Source organism: Pseudomonas anguilliseptica, from assembly GCF_021375795.1.
Classification (GTDB): domain Bacteria; phylum Pseudomonadota; class Gammaproteobacteria; order Pseudomonadales; family Pseudomonadaceae; genus Aquipseudomonas; species Aquipseudomonas anguilliseptica_A.
Window position 1 is genome coordinate 166,249 of record NZ_JAEIOI010000003.1, and the last position, 25,717, is coordinate 191,965.

Annotated in this window: 23 protein-coding genes; 6 read left to right on the top strand and 17 right to left on the bottom strand. The window is 63.0% G+C overall.

All coding sequences use genetic code 11. The features are described 5' to 3' along the window. Positions 1-27 precede the first annotated feature (27 nt). The 4 genes from IOD17_RS12205 to IOD17_RS12220 are packed head-to-tail and all read left to right on the top strand — an operon-like array spanning position 28 to position 2,169. The gene (locus tag IOD17_RS12205; RefSeq protein ID WP_233685344.1) at positions 28-468 is read left to right on the top strand and encodes a DUF2628 domain-containing protein; all 441 of its coding nucleotides are present in this window, start codon (positions 28-30) and stop codon (positions 466-468) included. A 10-nt stretch (positions 469-478) separates the two neighbouring features. Beyond that, the gene (locus tag IOD17_RS12210; protein WP_233685345.1) at positions 479-1,312 is read left to right on the top strand and encodes an alpha/beta fold hydrolase; all 834 of its coding nucleotides are present in this window, start codon (positions 479-481) and stop codon (positions 1,310-1,312) included. Positions 1,313-1,333: 21 nt separating this feature from the next. Further along, the gene (locus IOD17_RS12215; RefSeq protein WP_233685346.1) at positions 1,334-1,663 is read left to right on the top strand and encodes a DUF2834 domain-containing protein; all 330 of its coding nucleotides are present in this window, start codon (positions 1,334-1,336) and stop codon (positions 1,661-1,663) included. Continuing rightward, the gene (locus IOD17_RS12220; protein WP_233685347.1) at positions 1,660-2,169 is read left to right on the top strand and encodes a DinB family protein; all 510 of its coding nucleotides are present in this window, start codon (positions 1,660-1,662) and stop codon (positions 2,167-2,169) included. The genes IOD17_RS12215 and IOD17_RS12220 overlap by 4 nt, the downstream gene beginning before the upstream one ends. Positions 2,170-2,184: 15 nt before the next feature. Here IOD17_RS12220 and IOD17_RS12225 read toward each other — a convergent pair whose 3' ends face one another. The 5 genes from IOD17_RS12225 to IOD17_RS12245 form a co-directional block, all read right to left on the bottom strand. Next, positions 2,185-2,619, bottom strand: a complete 435-nt coding sequence (locus tag IOD17_RS12225; RefSeq protein ID WP_090255006.1) for a CBS domain-containing protein — start codon at positions 2,617-2,619, stop codon at positions 2,185-2,187. Between the two features lie 158 nt (positions 2,620-2,777). After that, positions 2,778-4,211, bottom strand: a complete 1,434-nt coding sequence (creC, locus tag IOD17_RS12230; protein ID WP_233685348.1) for a two-component system sensor histidine kinase CreC — start codon at positions 4,209-4,211, stop codon at positions 2,778-2,780. Then, positions 4,211-4,897 carry a two-component system response regulator CreB gene (gene creB / locus IOD17_RS12235; RefSeq protein ID WP_233685349.1) on the bottom strand — a complete coding sequence of 229 codons (687 nt, stop codon included), beginning with the start codon at positions 4,895-4,897 and terminating at the stop codon, positions 4,211-4,213. The genes creC and creB overlap by 1 nt, the downstream gene beginning before the upstream one ends. Before the next feature lie 224 nt (positions 4,898-5,121). Continuing rightward, entirely contained in the window at positions 5,122-7,152 is a 2,031-nt protein-coding gene (locus tag IOD17_RS12240) for a methyl-accepting chemotaxis protein (RefSeq protein ID WP_233685350.1), read from the bottom strand. 203 nt (positions 7,153-7,355) lie between these two features. Continuing rightward, on the bottom strand, positions 7,356-8,576 hold the full coding sequence (locus IOD17_RS12245; RefSeq protein WP_233685351.1) for an HD-GYP domain-containing protein: 1,221 nt from the start codon (positions 8,574-8,576) through the stop codon (positions 7,356-7,358). Positions 8,577-8,757: 181 nt separating this feature from the next. Here IOD17_RS12245 and IOD17_RS12250 point away from each other — a divergent pair, with 181 nt between their 5' ends. Further along, positions 8,758-9,663 (top strand): acyltransferase, encoded by a 906-nt coding sequence (locus IOD17_RS12250; protein ID WP_233685352.1) that lies wholly within the window; start codon positions 8,758-8,760, stop codon positions 9,661-9,663. Between the two features lie 8 nt (positions 9,664-9,671). Here IOD17_RS12250 and torT read toward each other — a convergent pair whose 3' ends face one another. The 8 genes from torT to glyA all read right to left on the bottom strand — a co-directional run bounded on the left by torT (position 9,672) and on the right by glyA (position 19,786). Next, positions 9,672-10,703: a TMAO reductase system periplasmic protein TorT gene (gene torT / locus IOD17_RS12255; protein WP_233685353.1), complete on the bottom strand. Its 1,032-nt coding sequence runs from the start codon at positions 10,701-10,703 to the stop codon at positions 9,672-9,674. Between the two features lie 126 nt (positions 10,704-10,829). Further along, complete coding sequence (fdhA, locus tag IOD17_RS12260; protein WP_233685354.1) at positions 10,830-12,029, bottom strand: formaldehyde dehydrogenase, glutathione-independent; 1,200 nt, start codon at positions 12,027-12,029, stop codon at positions 10,830-10,832. 146 nt (positions 12,030-12,175) lie between these two features. After that, complete coding sequence (gene purU / locus IOD17_RS12265; RefSeq protein WP_233685355.1) at positions 12,176-13,039, bottom strand: formyltetrahydrofolate deformylase; 864 nt, start codon at positions 13,037-13,039, stop codon at positions 12,176-12,178. Between the two features lie 151 nt (positions 13,040-13,190). Next, on the bottom strand, positions 13,191-13,823 hold the full coding sequence (locus IOD17_RS12270; protein ID WP_233685356.1) for a sarcosine oxidase subunit gamma: 633 nt from the start codon (positions 13,821-13,823) through the stop codon (positions 13,191-13,193). After that, positions 13,816-16,836, bottom strand: coding sequence for a sarcosine oxidase subunit alpha (locus IOD17_RS12275; protein WP_233685357.1), 3,021 nt, complete (start codon positions 16,834-16,836; stop codon positions 13,816-13,818). Before IOD17_RS12275 ends, IOD17_RS12270 begins: the two co-directional genes overlap by 8 nt. Continuing rightward, entirely contained in the window at positions 16,833-17,159 is a 327-nt protein-coding gene (locus tag IOD17_RS12280; protein WP_090379269.1) for a sarcosine oxidase subunit delta, read from the bottom strand. The genes IOD17_RS12275 and IOD17_RS12280 overlap by 4 nt, the downstream gene beginning before the upstream one ends. A 12-nt stretch (positions 17,160-17,171) precedes the next feature. Further along, entirely contained in the window at positions 17,172-18,422 is a 1,251-nt protein-coding gene (locus IOD17_RS12285) for a sarcosine oxidase subunit beta family protein (RefSeq protein WP_233685358.1), read from the bottom strand. Between the two features lie 110 nt (positions 18,423-18,532). Beyond that, the gene (gene glyA / locus IOD17_RS12290) at positions 18,533-19,786 is read right to left on the bottom strand and encodes a serine hydroxymethyltransferase (RefSeq protein WP_233685359.1); all 1,254 of its coding nucleotides are present in this window, start codon (positions 19,784-19,786) and stop codon (positions 18,533-18,535) included. Between the two features lie 277 nt (positions 19,787-20,063). On the opposite strand from glyA, the gene IOD17_RS12295 reads away from it, so the two are divergent. Next, positions 20,064-21,107, top strand: coding sequence for a low specificity L-threonine aldolase (locus IOD17_RS12295; RefSeq protein ID WP_233685360.1), 1,044 nt, complete (start codon positions 20,064-20,066; stop codon positions 21,105-21,107). A gap of 154 nt (positions 21,108-21,261) precedes the next feature. Here the strand turns inward: IOD17_RS12295 and IOD17_RS12300 are convergent, their stop codons facing one another. From IOD17_RS12300 to dgcB, 4 genes are all read right to left on the bottom strand, one after another. Continuing rightward, complete coding sequence (locus IOD17_RS12300; protein WP_233685361.1) at positions 21,262-21,513, bottom strand: hypothetical protein; 252 nt, start codon at positions 21,511-21,513, stop codon at positions 21,262-21,264. A 25-nt stretch (positions 21,514-21,538) separates the two neighbouring features. Further along, positions 21,539-22,312 (bottom strand): electron transfer flavoprotein subunit beta, encoded by a 774-nt coding sequence (locus tag IOD17_RS12305; protein WP_233685362.1) that lies wholly within the window; start codon positions 22,310-22,312, stop codon positions 21,539-21,541. A gap of 44 nt (positions 22,313-22,356) precedes the next feature. Continuing rightward, on the bottom strand, positions 22,357-23,580 hold the full coding sequence (locus tag IOD17_RS12310) for an electron transfer flavoprotein subunit alpha/FixB family protein (RefSeq protein WP_233685363.1): 1,224 nt from the start codon (positions 23,578-23,580) through the stop codon (positions 22,357-22,359). Between the two features lie 160 nt (positions 23,581-23,740). Then, positions 23,741-25,693 carry a dimethylglycine demethylation protein DgcB gene (dgcB, locus tag IOD17_RS12315; protein ID WP_233685793.1) on the bottom strand — a complete coding sequence of 651 codons (1,953 nt, stop codon included), beginning with the start codon at positions 25,691-25,693 and terminating at the stop codon, positions 23,741-23,743. Between the last annotated feature and the right edge of the window lie 24 nt (positions 25,694-25,717).

A 25,717-nucleotide genomic window follows, 5' to 3' on the forward strand; every position in this document is an offset into this window, starting at 1 on the left:
TGATCGCCACTTTATGGATGAACGGCCATGTCAGAAACCAACCCCTACGCCACCCCGCAAGCCAGCGTCAGCGACCCAGAGACGCAGGTGTCCGATGCACAGATCGCCGCCCTGCCCATCTCCGACAAATGGAAGGAGCGCTTCAGCGCCATTCACCATGCCGGCGGCGTGAAAATGCCACGGCTCAAGGAGCTACCTGCCGCCGAGCGACGCAAGGCCTTCAGCTTCAACTTTCTGGCGTTCTTCTTCGGGCCGATCTACTACGCCATCAAAGGCATGTGGAAAAAGGGTCTGGCACTGTTTGTCGTCTGCGCAGCCGTGGTCATCCTGCTAGGCATCGGCCTCGACTACCTCGGCTACAGCCGCATCGCCAACGCTCTGGGCTACGGCATCAGCGCAGTATTCGCCACCCGCGCCAACCTCGATTACTACAAGAAAATGCTGCTCAACGATAACGGCTGGTGGTAGAGGTCTGCACATGAGCCCGAGGCTATACGGCAGTCCTGAAGGGCGCCCACTGTTCTATTTCCATGGTGTGCCGGGTGCAGCGGTTGAGGCAGCCATGCTGCATCAGGCGGCCTTGGCGCAGGGCATCAAGCTGCTGGTGGTGGCGCGCCACCTGCCGCAGGAACTCGACAGCGAGGACTACCTGCAACAGCTGGCAAAACAGGTCACGCAGCACGCTGCAGGTCAGCCGATTCACCTGCTCGGGTTCTCCATCGGTGCCTGCCTGGCCTTGCGCGTGGCCGCACGCCTGGGCGAACAGGTAACTGCCGTTCACCTGCTCTCGGCCGCCGCGCCCTGGGAAGTGGCCAGCAACCGCGTCGGCATGGGCGCCGGGCGTTATACATTTGCCTGGGCGCAACACTCACCAAGACTCTTTCGCGCCTTTGCCGGCTACCAGGCGTTGCTGGCAAAAGTCAGTCCGCGCCTGCTGCTCAACCTGCTGTTCGCTGGCGCGGGCGGTAATGACCGCGAGCTTCTGCGCCAGAGCACCACACTCGACTGGCTGAAAGCGATCCAGCGTGACTGTTTCCAGCACGGCATCGACAACTATGCGCGGGATATCCGCCTGTATGTCGAGCCTTGGGCTGCCGAGCTACGTGACGTCACGGCTGCGGTCAACCTGTGGCATGGCGAGGCCGACAACTGGGCGCCGATTGCCATGTCCGCTTACCTACAGCAGCAGCTAACTGTGGTCACCACCTTTACCCGCTGCGCCGGCCAAGCCCATTACACCTGCCTGCTGGAAAACGCCGCAGCGGCCATGGCCTGCGTATCGGGCAGCCCGGACAGCAATCCCCCCCGATAGACAGAGCACCAAGGATGACGCATGAACAAGCTCGCACTGCCGCTGATCACCCTGCTGGCCTTTAGTACCTACACCCTCTATGTGATGCTGCATGCCGAACAATCGCTGCTGCAATTCGGCCTGCAACTGATGTCCAGTGCTGACACCGCTCAGGTGGTGATTGATCTGTATATCCTCGCGGCACTGGCCTGTGTGTGGATGTACCGCGCCGGCAAAGCGCGGGGCAAATCGCTGACCTACCTGCTGCCATTCTTCGCCCTGACGGCGATTTTCGTGTCGGTCGGGCCACTGCTCTATCTAGTGCTTCGTGCCTTGCCACACGCCAATGCAGCGACCGGAGAATGCCAATGAGCAGCCACGCACTGCTCAACTCCTTGCTGCACTACAAAGCCTGGGCCAACCAGGAACTGTTTGCCGAATTGCAACGTCTCGACCCACACGCACACCAGGCCGAGCTGCACGCTGCCCTGCGCATCCTCAACCATATCTATGTGGTCGAGCGGATCTTTGTTGCCAACTTGCAGGGTCAGGCACACCCTTACAACGCCACCAACACCCCTGAGACGCCGACGCTGGAAGCGCTGCACGCAGCGGTGCAGGAAACCGATCACTGGTATCTGAGTTATGCCGCGCAGTTAAGCGTCGAACAATTGTCCGAGCCTGTGCACTTTCGTTTTGTCGATGGCGACGCCGGCTGCATGAGCCGTGAGGAAATACTCGCGCATGTCGTCACCCATGGCGGCTATCACCGTGGTGCCGTGGGGCGGATCATGGCGCAACTGCAATTAGCGCCGCCACGGGATATCTACACGCGCTTTCTGCATGAGGATCAACCGCAGCGCCGCGAACCAGGTTAGCGACGCTGCAGCGGGTTACTCACCGCGAATGTACTGTTCCAGCTGCTGGATCAGGCTGGCCTGTTCGGCGATGGTGTGTTTGACCAGGTCGCCGATCGACAGCAGGCCGATCAGTTCGCCTTCGGCGATTACCGGCAGGTGGCGCAGGTGGCGGTCAGTCATCAGTTGCATGCAGTGCTGCGAGGTGTCGCGCGGCCCAACGGTCAGGACATCTGCTGTCATAATTTCGCTGATCTGGGTGCTGAATGCCGAGCGCTGCAGCAGCTCGATCTTGCGTGCGTAGTCACGCTCGCTGACGATGCCGACCAGACGGCCCTTGTCCAGCACGACCAGCGCACCGATGCCTTTTTCAGCCAGCAATTTGACTGCGTCGAGCACTGTGGTGTCCGGGCTGACGCTGTAGATCGCGGCATGTGGCTTGGCCCTGAGTATCTCGGCTACGGTTTTCATGCAGTGACTCCATTCTGGTCTTGTTGGCAGTAAAGGTCGCGCGCGGGCTGTTGCTATGAGGATAGCCAACCCGACAACAGGGATCAGAGCATCTGCCTGGCGGTTGCGCAACCTTGCTTACCCACAGAGGTCAGCAAGGAGCAGGCCAAGATGTGCCACTAATCACAGGTTGCCGCCGGCAAACGCAGGCGCACTTCTACGCCGCCGCTGACATTGCCGATGTGCAGTTCGCCGCCATGCAGCTGCACCACCTCCTCGACAAAATTCAGCCCCAAACCGGTGCTCTTGCGTCCACTGCCGGGGCGCGGCAGGGAATAGAACCGTTCACTCAAACGCGCCAGGGCGTAGTCCGGTATCGGCTCCCCCTGGTTGAACAGGCGCAGTTCAAGCTGCTCGCCGACGCGCTCGGCCGTAAACCGCAACTGCCCCTGCGGCGGAGTGAAATCCAGGGCGTTGTCGAGCAAATTGGCCAGCGCCTGGCGCAACAGAAAACGCTCCCCACGGAGCGCAAGGCTGGCTTCAATCCTATTCTCGACCTGCACAGCAGCCGCTTCTATTCGCGCCATCTGCGCCTGTAAAAGCGACGTGACCAGTGCTTGCAGCGGCACCACGACCTGTTCCTCCAGGCCCTGACGCTGCTCGACCTGGGCCAGATGCAGCAGGCGCTCGATCAGCTGCTGCATGCGCGCGCTTTCTTGCTCGATATTGGCGACAAAGCGCTGCCGCTGTGGTGCCGGCATCTCGCTGTCGAGCAGTTCCGCCGCACCGCGAATCGCCGCCAGCGGGCTTTTCAGCTCATGGGTCAGGGTGTGCACGTAGCGCTCGACATAGGCCTTACCTTCCAGCTCGGTGCGCATACGCTCGATGGCCTCGGCCAATTGCGCCAGCTCACCACCGCGTACGCTGGGCAGTTCGGCACGCTGCCCGGCGCTGACCGCCTGAGCGTAGCGGGTCAGCTTGCGCAAAGCGCCGCTGAGCCACCAGGACAGCAGCGCACCGATCAGCAGACCAAGCACGATCAAGCCGCCACCAAGCCAGGCCAGGCGTTGCTCAGACCGTTCGATATAGGGCTGCAAGGTGCGGTTGGGTTTGGCCACCGAGACCACGCCGATGATCTGCGTGCCATCCATGATCGGCGCGGCCACATACATCACCGAGGAATCCGGATCATTCGGGTCTTCCTTGGTCGAGCGCGCGCCGTACTCGCCGCGCAGGGTACGCAGCACATCGTTCCAGCGCGAGTAGTCCTGGCCCACCGCCGCGCCGCTGGAGTCGAGCAACACAATGCCTTTGGCGTCGGTGACATAGATGCGGTGATTGACCTGGGTTTTCTCCACGCCCCAGATCTGCGCCTGCGGTTGACGCTGGCCGTAAGCTTGCAGCAACGCTGGCAGGCGGCTCTGTTGCAGGCGACCGGTCTTGACCTCATCGCGGAGTATCTCGGCCAGCAGGTTGGCCGTGTCCACCAGGGTTTCCTCGGTGCTCTGCCGCACGCCGGGGCGGATTTCGTCCATCACCGTGCTCAGCACAAACCAGCCCGCCAGCCCAACGAACAGGAAGTACACCAGAAAGATGCGAATCCCCAGTGGCATCAGGCGTGCCTCGGCGAGTAGCTGTAACCGAGGCCGCGATGGGTCTGGATCGGCTCAGCCTCGGCGGACACCTGGCGCAGCTTGGCGCGCAGGCTTTTGATATGACTGTCGATGGTCCGTTCATAGCCGACATCCGCCGCCACACCGAGGCCATCGAGCAACTGCTCGCGGGAGAACACCCGCTCAGGCTGTGCCAGCAGGCTTTGCAGCAGGCGGAACTCGTGGCGGGTCAGGCTCAGCAGTTGGCCATGGTAGTGAATCTGCACCCGCTCGCTGTCCACCTGAAAAGGCCCCTGAGCCGTCGCCACAGCAGCAGCTTCACGCGGGGCCATGCGTTTGAGAATGGCCTTGACCCGTGCGGCCACTTCACGCGGGCTGAAGGGTTTGACCACGTAATCGTCGGCACCGATCTCCAGGCCGACCACGCGGTCGATTTCCTCGCTGCGAGCCGTAAGGAAGATCACCGGCACCTCGGAAAAGCGCCGCAGTCGCTTGCAAGCCTCGAAGCCGCTGATATCCGGCAGGCCGACATCGAGAATCAACAGATCAGCAGGGTTGGTTTGCTGCTGCGCCAGGGCCGGTTCGGCCAGGCTTAGCCAGGTGGTGGTAAAGCCCTCGCTTTGCAGGGCAAAGATCAGTGTGTCAGCGATTGCGGCTTCGTCTTCGACAATCAGAATATGCGGCATGGCGTCCTGCTCGTGGCAACTCGGCGAGGAGCCTGCGGCAGGCCGCTGCCAGCGTCAAGCATGGCTAATCACCCTGTACGTAGCTGTTGTAGCCCGGATTACATCCGGGCTACGCACCAGATCGTAGGTTGGCGTTGAGCGCTGCGAAGCCCAACAGGTGACGGACGTATCGTTGGGCGTCGCCACTGCGCGACTCAACCCAACCTGCAGATAACCACGAGCCGTCAATCGAGCTTGAAGCGTGCGGTGTTCTGCTCCAACACCTGACTGCCCTGACGCAGCTGTTCGGCGGCATTGCTCACGGCTTGCGCGCCTTCGAGCAAGGCGCTGGCGGCGTGATCGACCTGCTGGATATTGCCGCTGACTTCATCGGCCGTGGCGGCCTGTTGCTCGGCAGCGGTGGCAATCTGCGCCAGACGATCAGTCACCAGCTGCACCGATTCGACAATGGCGTTGAGGTCCTCACCCATGGCCAGCACACTGCCGACATCGCCTTCGGCTTGGCGCACGGCGTCTTCCATCTGCGTTACTGACTGGCCGACCACGCGGTGCAGGTTGGCCACGGTTTCAGCAATTTCCGCCGTGGAGTTCTGCGTGCGTTGCGACAGCGAACGCACCTCGTCGGCAACCACGGCAAAGCCGCGGCCCTGATCACCGGCACGCGCCGCTTCAATGGCGGCGTTCAGTGCAAGCAGGTTGGTCTGCTCGGCGATGCCCTTGATCACGTCCACTACCCGGGTGATCTGTTCGGTCTGGCTGCGCAGTTGCTGCAAGGTGGTTGCGCTATCGCCCAGGCGACTGCTGAGCTGACGCATGCTTTGGCTAGTGCGCGCACTGCGCTGGTTGCTCTGGTTAGCGATCTCACGGGTCTGGCTGGCTTCCATGGCGGCCTGCTCGCAACTCTGTGCCACGCTCTGCGCGGTGGCGGCCATTTCGGTGGCGGCCGCAGCAATCTGGCTCATCTGGGCCTGTTGCTGCTCCACCGATTCCAGAGCATTGCGCGCCTCGCCATTAAGCAGTTGCACGGTGCCGCCCAGCTGCTGGCTTTGCTGATTGACGCCCTGCATGGAATCACGCAATTGCCCGACGGCGGTATTCAGAGCCTGGGCGATATTGGCCAGATCGTCTTCACCGTGCACCTGCATGCGCACGCGCAGGTCACCATCACGCAGGCCTTCGGCAGCCTTGATAATGCTGGCGGTGCTGCGGCGGATCGAAGCGTTAAGGCAGAACAATACATACAGCGCCAGCAGGGTCAGTACGCTGAACACGCCGATCGACTGGATCATTGCCTGCAGTGCACGCTGCCGGTACTCACCAAGACTGGCGGCGAATTGCTGGTAGATCGCGCTCTGCAAGCCAAGCAACTGCCCTTCCAGCTGAGCCACGCGTTGCACGAACTGCTCCGGGGTCAGGCTCATCGGGCTGGCTTCGAACATGTCCCGATCAATGCCCGCTAGAAAGGCTTCATAGCCTTGCAGCGCTTCATCATAGGGCCCTTGCAACTGGCGCATGGCACGCGGGGCTTCAAGCCCCAGGGTCGATTGCGCTTTGAGCAGTTGGCTGCGCGACTCATCCAGGCTGCGCCGTAGATCGCGAATCGCCACCCGGCTCTGCAGGGTGAAATGCTGCGACACCACCGCGCCATAGCCCTGACTGGCAAAGCTGCCCAGCTGCTCGAGCAGACGCGGCAGGGTGTAGGTCAACTGCTCCATCATCAGGTAGGTGTCGAGCTTCGGATCAAGGATCAGGCCGCTGTCGGTGGCCACCTGCTCACGCAGGGCGAGCAGGCTCAACAGATTCTTCTGATAACGCTCGAGGGCATCCGGCAGGGCAAGTTTACCCAGCACCTCACCATTCAGTTGATCCTTGCCGGCCAACAGACTCTGCAGATGCTGACGTGCCTGGTCACCAAACAGCGGCGACTTGAGCGGTGCTTCGAGCCCCTGCAGAGCGTTACCCAGCTCACCCCCGCGCTCACGCAGCAGGCCTTCGGCCGCTTTCTCAGTGCCCTTCCAGCGCGACAGCAAGGTGCGCTGCTCGATCAATGCCTGCTGTACCCCGGCCATGCCTTGCAGGGTGCTGAGCCCCTCCAGTTCATGGTCGATAGACGTGAGTCGATCCAGATAATTGCTGCCGATTACCCACAAGGAAAACCCCAGCGGCAGGGCAAACAGAATAAATACCAGCTGAAATTTGCGCGCGAAGCTGAATCGTTCAAGCAGCCGCACACCCGGTTTGAGTACTCCAGTCATACACACCTCAACCTGTGGGGCACGCCCGCTAAGGGGCGCACCAAAGCAAAACTTGAAGCAAGAAGCACGCCCATGCAGCGCGCCTGCCACCGGTAATGGTTATGAGCATAGATGAGGGCGCGGACAACACCGCTAGTGGGATGTGAGGGGGTGGCAGCGCGCCGGGCCGACGGCTGCCCACAGCTGGCAGGATCAGCGCGCTGTCAAAGCCCGGTCCAGAGCTCGTCGACATTGCGAAAGCCCCATTCTTCAGCGGATTCGCGGCTGACAATCTTGTCACGGTCGACCAGCTTGCTGAGGTCGAGGACTTCCTGCGGAATCGGTGTTTTGGACTTGGCCGAGAAGAACACCTTGACCCTGGGTGCCAGCAGGGACTTGGCCTGCTGCTCAATCACCACGCCAATCCGTCCGCTTTCCAGGCGCACCAGTGAACCGACCGGGTAAATGCCCACGGTTTTGACAAAGGCCTGGAACACCACAGGATCGAAATGCCCCTTCCATTCGGCCATCTTGCGGATCGACTCGGCCGGATCCCAGCCCTGCTTGTAGGGCCGGTTGGAGGTGATCGCGTCATACACATCGCACACCGCACCCATGCGCGCATACAGGCTGATCTGCTCACCCTCCAGACGATGCGGATAGCCGCTACCGTCCATCTTTTCGTGGTGATGCAGGCACACATCCAGCACCAGCGCGCTGACCTGCTTGCTTTCAATCAACATACGCGAGCCGGCTTCGGGGTGATCACGCACCGTGGCGAACTCACTGTCGGTGAGCTTGCCAGGCTTGTTCAAGACCGCACTGGGGATGGCCATTTTGCCGATGTCATGCAGCAACCCCGCCAGCCCGGCTTCGCGCACCTGGGCTTCGTTGAGGCCCAACTGGCGTGCCAGGGCAATCATCAGCGCGCAGACGGCCACCGAGTGCATATAGGTGTACTCGTCGGCATTTTTCAGCCGCGCCAGGCTGATCAGGGCGTTGGGGTGGCGCAACACCGAGTCGGAAATTTCCTCGACCAACTCGCCAGCCTGCTCGAACTGCAACGCCTGGCCCATGCGCGCATCGGTGAACATGCTGATGACGGCTTCCTTGGAGCGGGCACAGAGTTTGGCTGCGCGCGTCACTTCCTCTTCCATCGACACCGCCAGGCTGACAGGCGGGCTCTGCACCGCCGCCAGCAGGTTCGCTTCGGCCTCGGCCGCCGCCTCTTCGGCAGTCACGCTGACAGTGCCGACCGCCACGTCCAGGCCCTTGCTGACGTCAATCCATAACTCGCCGATGCTGCTGGCCTGAATCCGTTGCAGGTCTTTTTCAGTCTTGAGGAGAAACTTGGATTTCCAGAAGGGGTGGTCCATCCATGCGCCACAGAACTCGTGGATAAACATACCGACACGCACGTCGGCCACAGCAATGCACTTCAACATGGATTGCACTCAAAAGAGGACAAAAACCGCAGGGTTGTCATCAGCATAGATGACCTGACAGCTTGTATTGTCTGCCTGCCGCCAAGCTAATGGCAATAGGACATCGCAGCCGGTCAAACGGCTTGGAAGCCTTGTCACGACTGCTTATCATTGCCGTACTCGCGCGCCACAAGGAGCTACCATGCGCCGTCTGTTAACCGGCCTCAGCGTCATCGTTCTGCTGTTACTCAATACGCTGATTCTGATCGGCCCGCTGCTGCTGATCGCCCTCGGCAAGTTCGTCCTGCCGGGCAAGGCACTGAAAACCGCCAGCTCGCGCGGGGTGATGTGGGTGGCAGAAAGCTGGGCGGAAATCAACAAGCTGATTTTTGCCAGCCTGCTGCCGGTACACTGGGACATTCGCGGCAATGCCGACCTGCACCCGAGCACCTCCTACCTGGTGATCAGCAATCACCAATCTTGGGTCGATATTCCGGCGCTGGTGCAGGCCTTCAACCGCAAGACGCCGTACTTCAAATTCTTCCTCAAGCAGGAGCTGATCTGGGTGCCGTTCCTCGGCCTGGCGTTCTGGGCGCTGGATTACCCCTTTATGAAGCGCTACTCCAAGGCATTTCTGGCCAAGCACCCGCAGCTCAAAGGCCAGGATCTGGCCATCACCAAACAGGCCTGCGAGAAGTTCAAGGACCTGCCGGTGACCGTGGTCAACTACCTCGAAGGCACCCGCTTCACCCCGGCCAAGCAGGCGCAACAGGGTTCGCCCTTCCAGTACCTGCTCAAGCCCAAGGCCGGTGGCGTGGCCTTTGTGCTGGCGGCGCTGGGTGAGCAGCTGGATAAAGTGCTGGACGTGACCCTGGTCTACCCCGGCACGCGCATTCCCGGTTTCTGGGCACTGATCAGCGGTCAGGTGGACAAGGTGATCGTCGATATCCAGACCCGCGAGCTGGACCCGGCACTGTGGCAGGGCGATTACGAGAACGATCCGGTGTTCCGCCAGTTTGTGCAGAACTGGGTGACCGCACTCTGGGAAGACAAGGATGCGCGGATTGCGCAGATTCGCGCCGAGCTGAACCGCTCAACGCACGCGTGACCACCCTGTTACTGCGGCAGGTCGCGGCGGATCATCCAGTGCTCCGGCGGCGGCATCAGGCGGCTGATGTCGAATTGCGGCAGGCTGGCCTGATCGAGCATCTGGATCATCGGGCTGACCTGCCGCGCATGCGGCTGATCTTCCAGCACACGCACGGCCAGATCGACCGCGATGCGCGCCTGCAAAACCGGTGAGTCGGTGGGCGCGGCAACAATAAAGCCGTCGCGAATCTGCTCGATAATCCGCTCAGTGGTGTAGGTGGCCAGTACCTGCGCCCGGTAGTTCTGCCCGGAGGTCTGCACCAGCTGGGCGGCAAAACCGGCCGCCTCGGCGTTACCCAACAAGTAGTCGAGGTGCGGATGCTGCCTGAGCAGTTCGCGCACCAATTGCGCCTGGCTGGCGCGATCCACCGGGGCATAGCCAGCATGTTCCACACGCATATGCTCTCCCTGCTGCGCCTCACGCAGCGCCCGCTCCAGATCCTCGACCCAGCCCGCCCCTTGCGGCCCCGGCAACCAGCCGAGAGTGAACGGCCCAGCCGGTCGATGCTGTTCGATATAACCCAGCGCAGCACGCAACATGTCGGCAAAGTCCACATTGGAATTGGCACTCAAACCGGGGCAATCGCTGCCGTTCACCAGATCAATCACCGGTTTACCCTGCTCGACCAGGGTGGCGATGGCGCCACAGAGCGACTGAGCATTGATGGCGGCAATGATGTAGGCATCTGCATCCAGTTGCCGGCACTGCTCGAGCTGCTGCGCCTGTACCTGCGGATTTTCATAGCCACCGGCTTCATAGATACCGAGTCGAACGCCTTGGCGGGTGGCCTCTTCATCCAGCCCCCAGGCTACGCCCCACCAGTAGCGGTCTTTGCCATGGGGCAACAAGGCACAGATTCGCCAGGGCTTGGCGGCTTTTGGCAGGGGCTGATAGAGCTGGGTGCGGCCATCGGCCTGAACTTCGACTGGGAACCAGTCAGCCGCCGACACCAGGCCTGTGGTGCACAACAAACTGAGGGTTAAAACGATTACCCGCATGAAATCCGACCCTGGAAAATGCGCACTGAACAGCGGTGCCGTGCACTTACTGTAGCCACTTTTGCGGGCATAACGCGGGAGCCAGAAGGCGGACACCTGCGTGCCCGCCCGGATGCCTCATGGCTGTCAGGCGGCGCTGAACAGCTTGTGCGGATCGATAACGAATTTCTTCGGCACACCGGCATCGAACTCGCCGTAACCACGCGGCGCGTCGTCCAGACTGATCACCTGCACACCAACCACTTCAGCGATATTTATGCGGTCCCACATGATCGCCTGCATCAGCTGACGGTTGTACTTCATCACCGGGGTCTGGCCGGTGTGGAAGCTGTGGGATTTGGCCCAGCCAAGGCCGAAGCGGATGCTCAGGCTGCCGATCTTCGCCGCCGCGTCCACCGCGCCCGGATCTTCGGTGACGTAGAGGCCGGGAATACCGATCTTGCCGGCTACACGCACCACGCCCATCAGCGAGTTGAGCACCGTGGCCGGCGCTTCATGCTGGGCACCGGAGTGACCATGGCCACGGGCCTCGAAACCCACCGCGTCGACGGCGCAATCGACTTCCGGCTCGCCCAGGAGCGCCGCGATCTGTTCGTGCAGCGGGGTGTCCTGAGACAGGTCGGCAATCTCGAAGCCCTGAGCCTTGGCATGGGCCAGACGTACCGGGTTGACGTCTCCGACGATCACCACCGCAGCGCCGAGCAAACGCGCCGAGGCGGCGGCGGCCAGCCCCACCGGGCCGGCCCCGGCGATATACACGCTGCTGCCCGGCCCCACTCCAGCAGTCACAGCCCCGTGATAACCGGTGGGCAGAATGTCGGAGAGGCAGGTCAGATCGCGGATCTTCTCCATGGCCTTGTCGCGGTCCGGTAGCTTCAGCAGGTTGAAGTCGGCGTAGGGCACCAGCACGTACTCGGCCTGGCCGCCGGTCCAGTCGCCCATGTCGACATAGCCGTAGGCACCGCCGGCACGCGCAGGGTTGACCGTCAGGCACACGCCGGTGTGCATTTCCTTGCAGCTGCGGCAGCGGCCGCAGGCGACGTTGAACGGCACCGAGACCAGATCACCGATCTTCAGGTGCTCCACGTCGCTGCCCTTCTCGATCACCTCACCGGTGATCTCGTGGCCCAGTACCAGGCCGACCTGAGCGGTGGTGCGTCCGCGCACCATATGCTGGTCGGAGCCGCAGATATTGGTGGAAACCACACGCAGGATGACCCCGTGTTCGATCTTGCGACCGCGCGGGTCCTGCATTTTCGGATAGTCGATTTTCTGCACTTCGACCTTGCCAGCGCCGAGATAGACGACGCCACGATTACCAGACATACGTATTTCTCCTTTCTTGTTGTGAATACAAAGGCGCGGCCAACGGTCGCGCGGCCTTGTACTGGAGCGTTTGAGTCTGTTGCCGGGTGGGCCGAGGGTTTGGCAGTCGGTGATCCACCCGTAGCGGGAATATCCAGCGCTGTGGCTTAGGCGTGCAGCACCACCGTGCGGCCGTCATTGAGGAAGACGCGGCGTTCAAGGTGATAACCGATGGCCTTGGCCAGGGTCTGGCACTCGATATCGCGGCCCTTGGCGATCAGGTCTTCGGGGTAGTGGGCATGGTCCACCGGCTCTACGCCCTGGGTGATGATCGGCCCTTCGTCGAGGTCGTTGTTGATGTAATGGGCAGTGGCGCCGACCAGCTTGACGCCCTTCTCGTAAGCCTGGTGATAGGGTTTGGCCCCCTTGAAACCGGGCAGCAGCGAGTGATGGATATTGATCGCCCAGCCATCCAGCTTGCGGCACAGCTCGGGCGACAGCACCTGCATATAGCGGGCGAGCACCACCAGCTCGGCACCCGTGTCCTCGATCACCTGCAGCACCTTGCGCTCCTGCGCCGGCTTGTCCTTCGGGTCGAGCGGGAAGTGGTAGTAGGGGATGTCGTGCCAACGTGCCAGCGGTTCCAGATCCGGGTGGTTGGACACCACGGCCACCACGTCCATGGCCAGATGGCCGATACGCTGGCGATAGAGCAAGTCATTCAGGCAGTGATCAGCCTTGCTGACCATCAGCACCACCTTGGCGCGGTAGCCCGGCGGGGTCAGCTCCACTTGCATGCCGAAGGCGCTCAGGCGCTCGTTCAGGCCCGCGCGAAAGGCCTGCTCGTCAAAGTCACCCGGCTGACGGAATTCCACCCGGATAAAGAAGCGCGCCGACAGGCGATCATCGAAGGAGTGGTGCTCGGTGACGTAGCAGCGCTGCTCGAACAGAAAGCGCGTCACCGCATCCACCGTGCCGAGCACGCTCGGGCAGTGGGCGGTGAGAATCCAGGTATCGGGGGTGCGGCTCATAACAAACTCCAGAACAAACTCCGCTGCTTTGCACCCCTCTTCCATTTATGGGAGAGGGGTCGGGGGAGAGGGCCGCCGGTACAACGCGATCAGCCCTTCCCCTATCCCCAACCCTCTCCCCAGAGGGGATAGGGAGACGTTCGTGTCAGCCTCAGGCCTTGATCGCCAAGCCGTACTCGGCGCTGGCGTCCTGCAGCCACAGCCAGAAGTAGTCGGAGAAGCTGCGGCGGATCAGCAGTTCCCAAGTGTCTTCGCCAGTGTGGCGGATCACCAGTTGCGACTTGGCAAAGTGGGTGCCCACCGCTTTGCCCACCGGGAAGTTGCTCGGGTGCACGTCGTAGCTGGTGGACTTCATCAGCACTTCGCGCACCTTCGGCCCGCTCAGTTCCAGCAGCGTCTGACCGCCACTGACGTTGACGATCGAAATGTGCTGGCCGTCCAAGGCTTCGCGCAGCTTCTGCTCGACCGCGAACTCGCTGCCGCTCGGCACAATCAGCAGCCACTCATCCGGCGCCAGCCATTGCAGCGAGGTGTCGCCGGCCGCCACCAAAGTCAGCGCCACCGGCAGCTCCAGGCCCAGGGCCTTGTGCACACCACCGGCAAACGCCGGGTCCTTGGCGTCGCCACGCAGGGTCAGATGCCCGAGCAGCTTCTTCTCGCGCACCGTCACCCCGGCGCTGGCCGAGCCTTTACCCGCCAGCTGTTCAAGGCCGGCATGGAACAGTGGCGATTCGGCATGTGCCGCAGCCGGGCGTTGCTGATAAACGTTGATCAAATTAGACATTCTGGCGATCCCCTTTCGGGTCATAGAACACGGAGCTGACGATTTCGGCTTCTATCAGGCTGCCATCGGCCAGCGGTGCGAACACCCGCTCACCCATGCGTTTGAGCCCGCCCTTGACCACAGCCATGGCGAAGGAATAGCCCAGCGCCGCGCTCATATAGCTGGAGGTGACGTGGCCGACCATCTGCATCGGGATGCTCTGTTTCGGGTCGAACACCAGTTGCGCGCCTTCCGGCAGCACCTTGTTGGGGTCGACGGGTTTGAGCCCGACCAATTGTTTGCGGTCTTCGCGCAGGCTGTCTTCGCGGTTCATGCCGCGCCAGCCGATCCAGGAGAACGGCTTGGTCCTGCCTACGCACCAGCCCATATTGAGGTCGTCCGGGGTCACCGAGCCGTCAGTGTCCTGACCGACGATGATGAAGCCCTTCTCGGCGCGCAGCACGTGCATGGTCTCGGTGCCGTAAGGCGTCAGGCCATGCTTCTTGCCGGCTGCGATGATCTTTTCCCACACGCCCAGGGCGTAGTCGGCCTGCACGTTGACCTCGTAGCTCAGCTCGCCGGTGAAGGAGATGCGGAACACCCGCGCCGGCACACCGCCGACCAGGCCTTCCTTCCAGGTCATAAAGGGGAAGGCACCATTGTCCAGATCGATGTCGGTGACCTCGGCCAGCAGCTTGCGGCTGTTGGGGCCGGACAGGGTCATGGTCGCCCAGTGGTCGGTGACCGAGGTGAAGTACACCTTCAGCTCCGGCCACTCGGTCTGGTGGTAAATTTCCAGCCATTCCATCACCCGTGCGGCACCGCCGGTGGTGGTGGTCATCAGGAAGTGGTTATCGGCCAGGCAGGCGGTTACGCCGTCGTCGAAGACCATGCCGTCTTCCTTGCACATCAGGCCGTAGCGCGCCTTGCCCACATCCAGCTTGGTCCAGGCGTTGGTGTAGACGCGGTTGAGAAACTCGCGGGCATCCGGGCCTTGAATGTCGATCTTGCCGAGGGTCGAGGCATCCAGAATACCCACCGCGTTGCGCACGGCCAGGCACTCGCGGGCCACGGCGGCGTGCAGGTCTTCGCCGGCTTTGGGGAAGTACCACGGGCGCTTCCACTGCCCCACGTCCTCGAACTCGGCACCGTTTTGCAGGTGCCAGCTTTGCATCGCGGTGTAACGTTTGGGCTCGAACAGCGCGCCACAGTGACGGCCGGCCACCGCGCCAAAGGTCACCGGCGTGTAGTTCGGGCGGAACATGGTGGTGCCCATTTGCGGGATGCTGATGCCCAGCGAGCGGGCGGCAATCGCCAGACCGTTGATATTGCCCAGCTTGCCCTGGTCGGTGCCGAAGCCCAGCGCGGTGTAGCGTTTGACGTGCTCGACCGACTCAAAGCCCTCGCGGGTGGCCAGCTCGATACCGGCGGCGGTGACGTCGTTCTGCAAGTCGACAAACTGCTTGGGCGCACGCGCCGTTGGCTTGTCGTGCGGCACCTGGAACAGCGCCAAAGACGGTTCTTCCAGGCGTGGCGCGACCTGCGGCAGGCTCGCGGAGACCGCCTTGAAGCCGGCTTCGGCGGCGGCCGACACACCCGCCTCGAAGCCATCGGCCAGGGCATCACCCAAGCCAAATACGCCATTGACCGCACCGGCGCACAGACGCTTCTGGAAGCCGCCCTCGCCCGGCACAAAGGCCAGAATATCTTCACGCCAGGTCGGCTTACCGCCCAAGTGCGACGCCAGGTGTACCACCGGGCTGTAACCGCCGGAGCTGACGATCAGATCGCAGTCGAGCACTTCGCCCGGGCTGCTGACCTTATGGCTCTGCACATCAATGGCGCAGATGCGCGCAGCGGTCACCCGCTTGCTGCCAGCGGCTTCGACCACGGCGCTGCCGGTGAGGATGCGCACGCCACGCTTGCGCGCCTCTTCCACCCAGCTGCCACGTGGGTTGCTGCGAGCATCGGCCACCGCCACCACCTGCAGGCCGGCATCGAGCCAGTCGAGCACCACGCGGTAGGCGTAATCGTTGTTGGTCGACAGCACCAGCTGCTTGCCCGGCGCCACGCCATAACGGCGCACGTAGGTCGACACCGCATCGGCGAGCATATTGCCCGGCACGTCGTTGTTGGCGTACACCAACGGCCGCTCATGAGCACCGGTGGCCAGCACCACACGCGTGGCGCGTACGCGGTGCATACGCTGACGCACCATACCCATGGGCGCGACTTCACCGAGGTGATCGGTCAGGCGCTGGTGAATGGTGAGGAAGTTGTGGTCGTGGTAACCGTTGACCGTGGAGCGCGGCAACAGGGTGACTTCAGGTATGCCGGACAGCTCGGCAATCACCTGCGCGGCCCAGTCGGCGGCGGGTTTACCGTCGAGGGTTTCGCGGGTGCTGAGCAGGCTGCCGCCGAACTCTTCCTGCTCATCGGCGAGAATTACCCGCGCCCCGCTGCGCGCAGCCGCCAGGGCTGCAGCCAGGCCGGCCGGGCCAGCACCGACTACCAGCACGTCGCAGTGCTGGTTCATGTAGTCGTAGCTGTCCGGGTCCACGGCGGTCGGCGCACGGCCAAGACCGGCGGCCTTACGGATGTATTTCTCGTAGGTCAGCCAGAGGTTCTGCGGATACATAAAGGTCTTGTAGTAGAACCCCGGCGGCATCATCTTGCCGCCGACCTTGCCGAGAATGCCCATCAGGTCGGTGTTTACGCTCGGCCAGCCGTTGGTGCTGCTGGCGACCAGGTCGGCATACAGCGCCTGCTGGGTGGCGCGTACGTTGGGGATCTGCGCCGCTTCAGTGCTGCCAATCTGCAGCACGGCGTTCGGCTCTTCCGCGCCCGCGGCAACGATGCCGCGCGGCCGCGAATACTTGAAGCTACGGCCGACAATATCCACGCCGTTGGCCAGCAAGGCGGCCGCCAGGGTGTCGCCGGCAAAGCCTTGATAACTCTGGCCGTTGAAGCTGAATGTCAGAGGCTGGCTGCGATCAACGCGGCCGCCTGTAGCAAGACGATTGACCTGGCTCATGCCGTTACTCCTTGGTCGATGGCCTTTTTCTCGGCAGTGCCGGCAGCGGTGACGCTGGGCTTCTCGCCGATCTTGTAGGTTTCGAGAATTTCGTAGGTCACCGTGTGACGGGTGGCGTTGAAGTACTTGCGGCAACCGGCGGAATGCACCCACAGCTCGTGGTGAATGCCGCGCGGGTTATCACGGAAGAACAGGTATTCGCCCCACTCGGCATCGGTGCAGGCAGCCGGATCCAGCGGGCGCGGAATATGCGCCTGACCCTTGGCGTGGAATTCCTCTTCGGAGCGCAGTTCGCCGCAGTGAGGGCAAAAGATATGCAACATGGGTAAGCCCTCTTAGTGAGCCACGGCAGCAGCGCCGTGCTCGTCGATCAATGCGCCAGTGTGGAAACGGTCCATGGCGAACGGCTTGGCCAGCGGATGCATTTCGCCTTTGGCCAGGCTGGCCGCGAACACGTGGCCCGAGCCCGGCGTGGCCTTGAAGCCGCCGGTGCCCCAGCCGCAGTTGAAGAACAGGTTTGGCACCGGGGTCTTGGAAATGATCGGGCAGGCGTCCGGCGAGGTGTCGACGATGCCGCCCCACTGGCGGTTCATACGTACCCGCGAGAGCACCGGGAACATCTCGACGATGGCCTGCAGGGTGTGTTCGATGGTGCCGTAGGAGCCGCGCTGGCCGTAGCCGTTGTAGCCGTCGATGCCGGCACCGATGACCAGGTCGCCTTTGTCCGACTGGCTGATATAGCCGTGCACGGCGTTGGACATGATCACGCTGTCGATAATCGGCTTGATCGGCTCGGACACCAACGCCTGCAGCGGATGGGATTCCAGCGGCAGGCGGAAGCCCGCCAGGCCGGCCATATGCCCGGAGTTACCGGCGGTGACCACGCCCACGCGCTTGCCGCCGATAAAGCCCTTATTGGTTTCCACGCCGATGCACACGCCGTTTTCCTTACGGAAACCGATCACCTCGGTCTGCTGGATCAGGTCCACGCCCAAGGCATCTGCGGCGCGGGCGTAGCCCCAGGCCACGGCGTCGTGACGGGCCACGCCACCACGACGCTGCACGGTAGAGCCCATCACCGGGTAGCGGGTGTTCTTGCTGCAATCCAGGTACGGAATCTCTGCGGCCACCTGCTTGGCATCCAGCAGTTCGCCGTCCACACCATTGAGGCGGTTGGCGCTGACACGGCGCTCGGAGTCGCGCATGTCCTGCAGCGTATGGCACAGGTTGTAGACGCCACGCTGGCTGAACATGACGTTGTAGTTGAGGTCCTGCGACAGGCCTTCCCACAGCTTCATCGCGTGCTCATACAGGTGCGCCGACTCATCCCACAGGTAGTTGGAACGTACGATGGTGGTGTTGCGCGCGGTGTTGCCGCCGCCCAACCAGCCCTTCTCGATCACCGCGACGTTTTTCACGCCGAACTCTTTCGCCAGGTAATAGGCCGTGGCCAAACCATGGCCGCCACCGCCGACGATGATCACGTCGTACACCGGCTTGGGCGTTGGGTTACGCCACATGCGCTGCCAGTTTTCGTGGTGGCTGAACGCGTGCTTGAACAGGCCGAAGCCGGAATAACGTTGCATAAAGGTGCTCCTGAATTCTGTTCCCCTCTCCCCCTGGGAGAGGGGCTAGGGGAGAGGGTGGCTGCCCTCTCCCGCCCTTCGGGCACCCTCTCCCGAGGGAGAGGGATCAATCAGCGATAAACGGGATAGTCAGCACACAGACCAGCGGCCAGAGTCGCCACCTGCGCCTCCACATCGGCATCGCCGAGGTGGTCGAGGATGTTGCAGATCCAACCGGCCAGCTCGATGCTCTGTGCTTCCTTGAAACCGCGGGTGGTAATCGCCGGGGTGCCGATACGCAGGCCCGAGGTGACGAACGGCGACTGCGGGTCGTTCGGCACGGCGTTCTTGTTGACCGTGATACCGGCGCGGCCCAGGGCGGCATCAGCGTCTTTGCCGGTCAGGCCCTGACGGATCAGGCTGACCAGGAACAGGTGGTTGTCGGTACCACCGGAAACCACGTCGTAGCCGCGCTGAATAAACACCTTGGCCATGGCCTGGGCGTTTTTGATCACCTGCGCTTGGTAGTCCTTGAAGCCCGGCTCCATGGCTTCCTTGAAGCACACTGCCTTGGCCGCAATCACATGCATCAACGGGCCGCCCTGAGCGCCGGGGAACACGGCAGCGTTGAGCTTCTTCTCGATATCAGGATTGGCCTTGGCCAGGATCAAGCCGCCACGCGGACCGCGCAGGGTCTTGTGGGTGGTGGTGGTAACCACATCGGCAAAGGGAATCGGGTTGGGGTACAGGCCGGCGGCGACCAGGCCGGCGACGTGGGCCATGTCGACAAACAGCAGCGCCCCGACTTTGTCGGCAATGGCGCGGAAACGCGGGAAATCCAGGGTTTTCGAGTAGGCCGAGAAACCGGCGACGATCATCTTCGGTTTGTGCTCGACGGCCAGGCGCTCGACTTCGTCGTAATCGATCAGCCCGGTGGCGGTGTCGATACCGTACTGCACGGCGTTGTACAGCTTCCCCGAGGACGACACCTTGGCGCCGTGGGTCAGGTGGCCGCCGTGGGCCAGGCTCATGCCGAGGATGGTGTCGCCGGCATTGATCAACGCCAGGTACACCGCGCTGTTGGCCGACGAGCCGGAGTGCGGCTGGACGTTGGCGTAATCGGCACCGAATAGCGCCTTGGCGCGGTCAATCGCCAGCTGTTCAACCACGTCGACATGCTCGCAGCCACCGTAGTAACGCTTGCCCGGATAGCCTTCGGCGTACTTGTTGGTCAGGCCGCTGCCCTGGGCCTGCATCACGCGCTTGCTGGTGTAGTTTTCCGAGGCGATCAGCTCGATGTGATGCTCCTGACGCGCTTCTTCAGCGTCCATGGCGCGGAGCAATTCATCGTCGTAACCCTGAATCTGGTCGTGCTTGCTGAACATCGCGAATCTCCTACGGCAGCCGCTGCGGCGCATCTGGTCGATCGGGGAACGAACCCCAGTTGCTAGCGATGGTATGACTCGCCCTGCAGCGCCAGATGCCTAGGCACGCCACGGGGGATTGCGTTTGCGACATGCATGCGTCGCAAACGCACAGGTAGCGTTGCGGCTTCGCCTGTATGGCAGAGGATGTCGCCCCCGTATCTGCACGCGGGCGTGACCGCAGATACAGTAGACGCATCCCAAACGGCTTAGCGTTAGCGCCTACAAGGAAGCTCCCATGCCCGATCTCTCGCAACAATTCGCCAGCGACAACTACTCCGGTATCTGCCCGGAAGCCTGGGCAGCCATGGCCGAAGCCAATCAGGGCCATCAGCGCGCCTATGGCGACGACGAATGGACCGCGCGCGCCGCCGACCATTTCCGCCGCCTGTTTGAAACCGACTGCGAAGTGTTCTTCGCCTTTAACGGCACAGCGGCCAACTCCCTGGCCTTGGCGTCGTTGTGTCAGAGCTACCACAGCGTGATCTGCTCGGAGACCGCCCACGTCGAAACCGACGAGTGCGGCGCGCCGGAGTTCTTCTCCAACGGCTCCAAGCTGCTGCTGGCCAAGACCGAGAACGGCAAACTCACCCCCGAAGCGATCCGCGACATCGCCCTCAAACGCCAGGACATCCACTACCCAAAACCACGGGTGGTCACCCTGACCCAGGCCACGGAAGTCGGCACCGTTTACAGCCCAGACGAAGTGCGCGCGATCAGCGCGGTGTGCGGCGAACTGGGCCTGCACCTGCATATGGACGGCGCGCGTTTTTCCAACGCCTGCGCCTCTCTCGGCTGCAGCCCGGCCGAGCTGACCTGGAAGGCCGGCGTGGATGTACTGTGTTTTGGCGGCACCAAGAACGGCATGGCGGTGGGTGAGGCGATCCTGTTCTTCAACAAGGATCTGGCGGAAGACTTCGACTACCGCTGCAAACAGGCCGGTCAGCTGGCCTCGAAGATGCGCTACCTGTCCGCGCCCTGGGTCGGCATTCTGCAGAACGACGCCTGGCTGAAATACGCCCAGCACGCCAACCGCTGCGCGCAACTGCTCGCCGAGTTGGTCAACGATATTCCGGGGGTCAGGCTGATGTTCCCGGTGCAGGCCAACGGCGTATTTTTGCAGATGTCAGAACCGGCGCTGGAAATCCTGCGCGGCCAGGGCTGGCGCTTCTACACCTTTATCGGAGCCGGCGGCGCACGCTTTATGTGCTCCTGGGACACCGACGAAGCGCGGGTGCGCCAGCTGGCCGGGGATATTCGTGCAGCGATGGCGGCGGGCTAAAGCAATACCGGAACAGGTAAACCGTTTGCCCATGTAGGAGCCAGCTTGTGCCCCCATGGATGGGGTAAATGCAGCGAGCCGCCGGGAGCGGCGGCTGCCTGGCAATCCAGCCGAAAGCATCGCCAGCAAGCTGACTCCTACGTGACCGAGAGACTCACGAAGGACGGGGCACCAAGGCCGGCAGCAAGGTGCGCGAGATCGCCTCGCGCACATTCGGCAGCAGCGTCGCGCTGCCACCCAATAATTCCTCCACCAGTCGCCGCAGCGCCACCGCTCGCTCCGGACTCAGGCCGCTGACGGCATGCTCGCAGGCCTGCTCGGCGGTAACGCCGGGTGGAATCGACAGCCCCAGCGCCACCAGGCGTTCGCGTAGGTCCTCCTGATCGATCAGGTCGGCGTGCATCATGGTCAATTCCTCCTTTGGTGACGTGCTAGCGCAGCACGCCTTCTTCCAACAGCAATTTGAAGATAGCCTCCGCGCCCGCTTGCGGCGAGACATCCTTGAGCACCTGCCCACCGCCGCCCGACGCTTTGGCGGTGGCGGCTTTCATGCGTTCGGCGCCGGTCTTGGCCTTGATCACCTTGAGGCGCTTGGGCCGGGGCTTGGCCGGTTGCAGCTGGGCGCTGGCAAACAGCGGGTCGGCAACCAATTCCACCTCTTCAGCGGTCAACAGGCCCCTCCGCGCCGGGCCGAAAGCGCTTTGCCGGGCAACGGGCGACGCATTGTCGACGCTGGCGACAAATGGCAAACGCACCTGCAAGCGCCGGCGCTGACCGCGCGGCAGGGCTTGCAGCACCTGGGCCACACCATTGCTGACCTGTTCCACCGCCGCTAGCCCAACCACCAGTGGCCAGCCGAGTTGCTCCGCCAGCAGGTAAGGCAGCATGCCCGAGCCTTCACCGGTTTCCGCCTGGCTGCCGGTCAGCACCAGCTGCGCGTTGGAATCACTCAGGTAATCGGCGAGCACCGGCAACGCATCGCTGTGCGCCGGTTGTTCGAGAATCTTGATCTGCGCAAGGCCCATCCCCAGATAAGCGCGCAGCGCCTCCTGCTGCGGATCGCCGGCATGCAGCACCTGCAAGCGCTCACCGGCCAGACGCAAGCCCAGCTCGACGGCACGGGCGTCCTGCTCGGCACGCCGTGGCCGGCCAGACGTAGGATGCGCGCCGACCGAAACCAGGGCGACGATATTCAAGTCAGTCATAACTACGCCCTCCCACCATATTCGCCGCGCAATAGTGCTTAGATTCATGCCGCATCGCGTTCTGCTCCCTGCCGATGGGCGGCGACTCGCTCGATCAGCGCCTGCAGAATCGCGGCGGATTCGCCGATCACCGACAGATCGGCGCGTTTGATCATGTCGCAGGTCGGGTCGAGGTTGATCGCCACCACCTTGTCGCAGGCACCGATGCCTTGCAGGTGCTGGATCGCCCCGGAAATCCCCACGGCCACATAGACCCGCGCCGTGACCCAGATACCGGACGCGCCGACCTGGCGCTCGCGGCCCATAAAGCCATCGTCCACAGCCACCCGCGAGGCGCCTTCGGTGGCACCCAGCGCCGCAGCGGCCTGGTGGAACAGCGCCCAGTCCTTCACGCCGTTGCCGCCGGAGAGAATAAATTCGGCCTCGGCCATGGGGATCTGCGCCGGGTCGACCGCCACCGCACCCAGATCCTGAATCCGTGGCAAGTGGCTGACCAGCACTTCACTAAGCGCCAGCGGCCGCACTTCATGGCGGGTTTCGCTGACCGGCTCGGCGCATTCCACCGCCGCCAGAATCAGGCGTGGGACTTGTTGCACCAGGTCTTCCCGACCGGCACCCGCACGCCCACTGGCAAGGCCATCGGCCACCTGCCAGACCCGCGTAGCCGGGCGCTCGCCCAGTTTGGCGGCCAGGCGGCGGCCCAATTCACCACCACCGCTGCGGCTGTCGGGCAGCAGCCAATGGCGCGGCGACAATTGCCGTTCGATCGCGCCGAGTGCCAACACCCGCGCTTCCGGGGAATAGCCGTCGAAATCGTCACCAGCGAACTGCAACAGGCGATCCACGCCGTTGCTGTCGAAGGCGCTTTCCTTGTGCTCACCAAAGATCACCGCCACCACCGCGCCGTCGCTGCCGGCGAGTTTGTGCGCCAGGCCTAGCAGGTCCTTGTCATGCGAGCTCAGGCGGCCGCCGAGCATGTCCGGCACCACAGCGATATAGAACGCCGGTTGCTCGACCACATGCAGCGGCAATTGCACCACGGCACTGGCCGTCGAACGCTTGGCCGCGCCGCCTTGCTGCGCGCCGGAACGGTCGATGCGTTTAAGGCCGTTGGGGCCGACAAATCCGACCGCATGCGGGTTCTTGCGCAGCACTCCAGTGGCGCTCAGCCAGCTGGCCACCGCCGGCTGTGCGGCGGCATGCAGCGGGTGCAGGCGATTGCGGGCGATCCATTCGGCCCGCGGGTCACGGCGGATAAGGTCGCTCATACACAGGGCTCCTGAGCAGTCACGAACAGTCCCCTCGCCCCTTTGGGGGAGAGGGTTAGGGAGAGGGGGAAGCAGGCGACACCGGCATGGTGACTGCCACCCTCTCCCCCTACCCCTCTCCCGCACGCGGGAGAGGGGAGACAAGCGACATACACTCTCATCACGACACCTCCGCCGCTTCTCGTGGCGTAACTGCTGCCGGCGCTGCCTGCTCAATCAGCACCTCAGCCACCAGCTCGGCAATATCCTTGACCTCAGGCCGCGGGCCGACCACGCCTTCGAGCATCGCCGTGCACTGCGGGCAACCTACTGCGACCAGTTCGGCGGCGGTTTCCTTGATATCGACCATGCGCATATCGGGGATACGCTGCTTGCCGGGGATATCGGTGATCGGCGCGCCGCCGCCACCGCCGCAGCAACGGGAGCGGAAGCCCGAGCGCTGCATCTCTTTCACTTCAATGCCGATAGCGTTCAGCACAGCGCGTGGGGCCTCATATTCACCGTTGTAGCGGCCCAGGTAGCACGGGTCGTGATAGGTGACCGAGCCGCCCTTGTGGGTGCCGATGTTGAGTTTCTGGCCGCTGATCAGCTCATCCATATAGGTGCTGTGGTGCAGCACCGAATAGCGGGCGCCCAGCTCGCCGTATTCGTTTTTCAGCACGTGGAAGCTGTGCGGGTCGCAGGTGACGATGCGCTTGAACTGGTACTTGGCCAGGGTGGCGATATTGCGTTTGGCCAGCAACTGGAAGGTCGCCTCATCGCCGAGACGCCGGGCCACGTCGCCACTGTCGCGCTCTTCCAGCCCGAGCACGGCGAAGTCGACGTTGGCGGCTTTCAGCACTTTGACAAAGGCGCGCAGGGTACGCTGGTTGCGCATATCGAAGGCGCCATCGCCAACCCAGAACAGCACATCGACGTTCTGTTTGTCGCTCAGCAGCGGCAGGTTGAGGTCCGCCGCCCAGTTCAGTCGACCGCCGGGGTTGAAGCCACCGGGGTTGTCAGTAGCGATCAGATTGTCCAGCACCTCGGCGCCCTTGTTCGGCGTCGCGCCTTTTTCCAAGGTCAGATGGCGGCGCATATCGACGATGGCATCGACGTGCTCGATCATCATCGGGCACTCCTCGACGCAGGCACGGCAAGTGGTACACGACCACAGCGTCTCGGCATCGACCAGGGCTTTGCCCTGCAGATTGACGATGGGCAAGTGCGGGCCGCCGCTGTGCTCGCCCACTGGTTTTCCTGGGTAAGGCGAACCGGCGAACTTGGCATCGGTGCCGCCGGCCAGGCCAACCACCATGTCCTGAATCAGCTTCTTCGGGTTCAACGGCTGACCGGCGGCGAAGGCCGGGCAGGCCGCCTCGCACTTGCCGCACTGCACGCAGGCATCGAAACCGAGCAACTGGTTCCAGGTGAAATCCGTAGGCTTTTCCACGCCCAGCGGGGCTTTAGGATCGTCCAGATTTAGCGCTTTGAGGCCGGTCGAACGGCCGCCACCAAAGCGCTCACTGCGGCGGTGCCAGGCCAGGTGCAGGGCACCGGCGAAGGCGTGCTTCATCGGCCCGCCCCAGGTCATGCCGAAGAACAACTCGGACACGCCCCAAGCCACGCCGACGGTCAGCAGCAGCGCCAGCACCCAACCACCAAAGCCTTCCGGCAGGATGCCGGCAACAGGAAGCGTGGCGATAAAGAAGCTGCCGGCAAACATCAGCAGGCTTTTTGGCAGACGCATCCACGGGCCTTTCGACAAGCGCGATGGCGGATCGAGGCGGCGTTTGGCGACAAACAGCGCGCCGCCGAACATCAGCGCGCTCGCCACCAGCAGGGCGAAGCCGAGGATGCGGCTGTGCAGGCCAAAGCCGTGCACCAGAATCGCCAGCACCGCCGCCAGGACAAAGCCGCCCGCCGTGGCCACGTGGGTGTTGGCAATGTATTTATCGCGCGCCACCACATGGTGCAGATCAACCATATAACGGCGCGGCATGGCCAGCAGTCCGCCCAGCCAGTCGACCTGAGCCGGACGGCCACGGCGCCACATCAGAAAGCGCTTCACCGCGCCGATAACCGCAAGGGCCAGGGCAGCGAAGAGCAGGATGGGGAGTAGGGTGTTTAACATCGAGGACATCCTCAATCCCGAAGG

Bases quoted from the DNA above. Each gene is read 5' to 3' on its own strand.
- IOD17_RS12205 (WP_233685344.1), top strand. From the start codon at position 28: ATGTCAGAAACCAACCCCTACGCCACCCCGCAAGCCAGCGTCAGCGAC.
- IOD17_RS12295 (WP_233685360.1), top strand. From the start codon at position 20,064: ATGCCCGATCTCTCGCAACAATTCGCCAGCGACAACTACTCCGGTATC.
- IOD17_RS12275 (WP_233685357.1), bottom strand. From the start codon at position 16,836: ATGAGCCAGGTCAATCGTCTTGCTACAGGCGGCCGCGTTGATCGCAGC.
- IOD17_RS12300 (WP_233685361.1), bottom strand. From the start codon at position 21,513: ATGATGCACGCCGACCTGATCGATCAGGAGGACCTACGCGAACGCCTG.
- IOD17_RS12215 (WP_233685346.1), top strand. From the start codon at position 1,334: ATGAACAAGCTCGCACTGCCGCTGATCACCCTGCTGGCCTTTAGTACC.
- purU (WP_233685355.1), bottom strand. From the start codon at position 13,039: ATGAGCCGCACCCCCGATACCTGGATTCTCACCGCCCACTGCCCGAGC.
- creB (WP_233685349.1), bottom strand. From the start codon at position 4,897: ATGCCGCATATTCTGATTGTCGAAGACGAAGCCGCAATCGCTGACACA.
- IOD17_RS12225 (WP_090255006.1), bottom strand. From the start codon at position 2,619: ATGAAAACCGTAGCCGAGATACTCAGGGCCAAGCCACATGCCGCGATC.
- IOD17_RS12245 (WP_233685351.1), bottom strand. From the start codon at position 8,576: ATGTTGAAGTGCATTGCTGTGGCCGACGTGCGTGTCGGTATGTTTATC.
- IOD17_RS12305 (WP_233685362.1), bottom strand. From the start codon at position 22,312: ATGACTGACTTGAATATCGTCGCCCTGGTTTCGGTCGGCGCGCATCCT.
- IOD17_RS12250 (WP_233685352.1), top strand. From the start codon at position 8,758: ATGCGCCGTCTGTTAACCGGCCTCAGCGTCATCGTTCTGCTGTTACTC.
- glyA (WP_233685359.1), bottom strand. From the start codon at position 19,786: ATGTTCAGCAAGCACGACCAGATTCAGGGTTACGACGATGAATTGCTC.
- torT (WP_233685353.1), bottom strand. From the start codon at position 10,703: ATGCGGGTAATCGTTTTAACCCTCAGTTTGTTGTGCACCACAGGCCTG.
- fdhA (WP_233685354.1), bottom strand. From the start codon at position 12,029: ATGTCTGGTAATCGTGGCGTCGTCTATCTCGGCGCTGGCAAGGTCGAA.
- IOD17_RS12240 (WP_233685350.1), bottom strand. From the start codon at position 7,152: ATGACTGGAGTACTCAAACCGGGTGTGCGGCTGCTTGAACGATTCAGC.
- IOD17_RS12270 (WP_233685356.1), bottom strand. From the start codon at position 13,823: ATGTCTAATTTGATCAACGTTTATCAGCAACGCCCGGCTGCGGCACAT.
- IOD17_RS12285 (WP_233685358.1), bottom strand. From the start codon at position 18,422: ATGCAACGTTATTCCGGCTTCGGCCTGTTCAAGCACGCGTTCAGCCAC.
- IOD17_RS12280 (WP_090379269.1), bottom strand. From the start codon at position 17,159: ATGTTGCATATCTTTTGCCCTCACTGCGGCGAACTGCGCTCCGAAGAG.
- IOD17_RS12310 (WP_233685363.1), bottom strand. From the start codon at position 23,580: ATGAGCGACCTTATCCGCCGTGACCCGCGGGCCGAATGGATCGCCCGC.
- creC (WP_233685348.1), bottom strand. From the start codon at position 4,211: ATGCCACTGGGGATTCGCATCTTTCTGGTGTACTTCCTGTTCGTTGGG.
- IOD17_RS12210 (WP_233685345.1), top strand. From the start codon at position 479: ATGAGCCCGAGGCTATACGGCAGTCCTGAAGGGCGCCCACTGTTCTAT.
- IOD17_RS12220 (WP_233685347.1), top strand. From the start codon at position 1,660: ATGAGCAGCCACGCACTGCTCAACTCCTTGCTGCACTACAAAGCCTGG.
- dgcB (WP_233685793.1), bottom strand. From the start codon at position 25,693: ATGTTAAACACCCTACTCCCCATCCTGCTCTTCGCTGCCCTGGCCCTT.